General features: G+C 39.6%; 2 protein-coding genes. Both read left to right on the top strand.

Features of this window, described 5'->3' with window-relative positions; all coding sequences use genetic code 11:
• A partial coding sequence (locus A1D25_RS05040; RefSeq protein WP_240327108.1) for a DNA translocase FtsK occupies nucleotides 1–1933 on the top strand: 1933 nt, incomplete at its 5' end.
• Nucleotides 1934–2112: 179 nt separating this feature from the next.
• On the top strand, nucleotides 2113–3183 hold the full coding sequence (aroG, locus tag A1D25_RS05035; RefSeq protein ID WP_157394609.1) for a 3-deoxy-7-phosphoheptulonate synthase AroG: 1071 nt from the start codon (nucleotides 2113–2115) through the stop codon (nucleotides 3181–3183).
• Nucleotides 3184–3245 lie beyond the last annotated feature (62 nt).

The raw sequence follows: 3245 nt of genomic DNA, 5'->3' as shown, positions 1-3245 counted from the left end.
TGAAGAAGTTGTATCATTTGAACAAGCTCAAGAAATAGTGGAAACGACTCCTAGTGCTTTCCCTAAGGTACGTTTAAATAGTGAAAATACATCTGTTATACCGCAGATAGTTGCTGAATTAGCAGAGGAAGAAGTTGCTGATGATGAGCCAGAGACACTTATAGAGCGTTCTCCTATGCCAAAAATTTCAGTGCCATCATTTGAGAATGAACCGAGTGTTAAGCCTAAATTTATGCAACAAGATGTACAGCCTGTCTTGCTAGATATGAATGAGCCGAGCGAGCCTGAAGATTATATACCCAAGATGGAAATTGTAACGCCTACACAAGCGGTAAGTTCTGCGGAATCTGTTGCAAAAAATATAGAAAATCCGACCGCTACATCATCGGTAAGCTATCCGAAAGGTTATGGAGAATCGTTAGTTCACCCGTTATTACAGCGTCAAAAAAGTGTAGAAAAACCGACTACGCCACTACCAACCTTGGATCTATTATCACAAGGAAAAGTAGAAACTCAGCAAATTACCGAACAAGAAATTCGTGAAACATCAGCAAGAATTGAGCAAGAGTTGGCTAATTTCGGTGTAAAAGCGACAGTAGAAGATGTGCTTGTTGGGCCTGTGGTAACCCGTTATGAAATTTTGCCAGCTGCGGGTGTAAAGGCGACAAAAATCACAAATTTAGATAGTGATTTAGCGCGTTCGTTAATTTTCAAAGCGATTCGTATTACCGATGTTGTGCCAGGTAAACCTTATATGGGGATAGAAACACCGAATCGCCATCGTGAAACCGTATGGTTGCGAGATGTGCTAAATAGTGATGCGTTTCGTCATAGTAAAGCAACTTTACCGATGGCATTAGGAAAAGATATCAGTGGAGAACCTGTTGTTGTCGATATGGCGAAAATGCCTCACTTGCTTGTCGCAGGGCAAACGGGCGGTGGTAAGTCCGTTGGGGTAAATACAATGATTTTGAGTTTATTATTTAAACTCACTCCTGAGCAAGTTCGCTTTATTATGATCGACCCTAAAGTTGTGGAGTTATCCATCTATAACGATATTCCACATTTACTTACTCCCGTAGTCACAGATATGAAGAAAGCTGAGAATGCGTTACGTTGGGCGGTGGAAGAGATGGAACGCCGTTACTTGCTAGTGAGTAGTTTAAGTGTACGCAATATTGAAGGCTATAATGACAAGATCAAACAAGCGGAAGAAATGGGCTTGCCGATCCCAAATCCATTGTGGCGACCGGGCGATACAATGGATGCTTTACCACCACCATTAGAGAAAATGAGTTACATTGTTTTAATTGTTGATGAGTTTGCAGATCTAATGATGTCCGCAGGTAAGCAGGTTGAAGATCACATAATGCGAATTGCTCAAAAAGCTCGAGCGGTGGGGATCCATTTGATTTTAGCTACTCAACGTCCATCAACTGATGTGATTACAGGGGTAATTAAAGCGAATATTCCAAGTCGTATCGCCTTTACAGTGGCAAGCCAAATTGACTCTCGTACTATTTTAGATAAAGGTGGTGCAGAAAGCCTATTAGGACGTGGTGATATGCTTTATTCAGGTGCTGGAAGTCCTGAAATTATTCGTGTTCACGGTGCATTTATGAGTGATGAAGATGTGCAACGAGTGGCGGATAACTGGCGAGCCAGAGGAAAGCCAAACTATATTGATAGTATTGTGGCATCTCAAGAAGATGACAATGAAGAGGCAGGTATGCGTAGTAGCAGTGAGTTAGACCCACGTTTTGATGAAATCGCTCAATTTATGATTGATGGTGGTGCAACTTCAATTAGCGGTATTCAACGCCGTTTCTCACTCGGCTTTAACCGAGCTGCACGTATCATCGATCAGCTTGAAGAACAAGGGATTTTATCTAGTCCTGATAGTCGTGGTAAGAGAGAAGTTCTGGCTCGCTAAAAGAGAGAGAATATTTAAAAGATTAAAAAATAATCTTTTGTATCATTGTACTATTAAAATAGTACAAAACAGTTTGACAATAATAAGGGATTATTCTACTTTATTGCCATCTAAATGACGGGTAGCAAGTTGCTATTTGTTAAAGGGATTTATGATTAACTTATTTAAAGAGATGTTGTATGACTTATAGAAACGATGATGTCCGTATCAATAATATTGAAGAATTATTACCACCAGTTGCTTTATTAGAACGTTTTCCTGCAAGTGATATTGCTGCTGATACTGTATCGAAAGCACGTTCTGCAATTCATAAAATTTTACACGGTGCAGATGATCGCTTATTAGTTGTAATTGGGCCTTGCTCTATTCACGATCCGAAAGCTGCATTAGAGTATGCAGAAAAAATTCGTGAAATGCGTGCAAACCCAAAAATCAACCAAAATTTAGAAGTAGTAATGCGAGTTTATTTTGAAAAACCGCGTACAACTGTTGGTTGGAAAGGTTTGATTAACGATCCTTACCTAAACGAAACTTTTGCTTTAAATGACGGATTACGCATTGGACGTAAAGTTTTATCGGATATTAACGATCTCACTGTACCCGCAGCAGGTGAATTTTTAGATATGATCACTCCACAATATGTTGCAGATTTTATGAGTTGGGGAGCGATTGGTGCGAGAACAACTGAATCACAAGTCCATCGTGAATTAGCATCAGGGCTTTCTTGTGCAGTTGGCTTTAAAAATGGTACAAATGGCGGAGTAAAAATTGCTTTAGATGCTATTGGTGCGGCTGAAGCGCCACATCACTTTTTATCTGTAACGAAATTTGGACATTCAGCTATTGTTTCTACACAAGGCAACCCAGATTGTCACATTATTTTGCGTGGTGGTGATAATGGCACAAACTATGATGCTGAATCTGTTGCTAAAGTCTGTGCAGATATTGAGAAATCTGGTCGCCGTCCACACGTTATGATCGATTTTAGCCACGCAAACAGCCAAAAACAGTTTAAACGCCAATTAAATGTTGCTGATTCTGTGTGCCAACAAATTGCTAATGGTTCAAACTTTATTTCAGGCGTAATGATTGAAAGTCATTTGGTTGAAGGCCGTCAAGATTTAGTAACAGGGAAAGAATTAACCTACGGACAAAGTATTACTGATGGCTGTATTGGCTGGGAAGATAGTGAAAAAGTATTATTCCAATTAGCAGAAGCCGTTGAACAGCGTCGTAAATTAAATGGATAAATAATTAAGCTACTTTTATAAGGATAGTCAGATTATTGACAAGATTTTCTCATTCGGACGCA

The sequence above is a fragment of the Ursidibacter arcticus genome (assembly GCF_009761375.1).
Taxonomy (GTDB): Bacteria; Pseudomonadota; Gammaproteobacteria; order Enterobacterales; family Pasteurellaceae; genus Ursidibacter; species Ursidibacter arcticus.
Note: the sequence above shows the minus strand (reverse complement) of the source record. Positions and strands in the feature narration are given on the sequence as shown.